Genomic DNA, 325 nt, shown 5'->3' on the forward strand with positions numbered 1-325 from the left:
CAAACGCGATGCCGTAGCCCTCTATGAGAACAACTAGGATCTCTCGCTGAACTCAGCATCAGCTGAGCTCGGTATCAACCGTGCCTCGCTACATTCTTGGGTCAAAAAGTACGGCACTGGCAAACGTGCCCGCACGAAGGCCGTGCACGATCAAGCCCAAGCGGCGAATGATTCTGCGCGAATCCGTCAGCTGGAAAAAGAAGTCTCTAAGCTGCGCGAAGAACGCGACATCCTGCGTAAGGCCGCGAAATATTTTGCCGAAGAGACTCACTGGTGATCCGCTTCCAGTTTGTCGATGACCACCGAACCGAGTACTCGGTTAAGC

Annotated in this window: 1 pseudogene; it reads left to right on the plus strand. The window is 54.2% G+C overall.

The window, feature by feature from the left end:
- A pseudogene (locus HMPREF2724_RS12160) lies at positions 1-325 on the plus strand (IS3 family transposase); the annotation flags it as partial.

Source organism: Corynebacterium sp. HMSC071F07 (assembly GCF_001810285.1).
GTDB classification, from domain to species: domain Bacteria; phylum Actinomycetota; class Actinomycetes; order Mycobacteriales; family Mycobacteriaceae; genus Corynebacterium; species Corynebacterium simulans.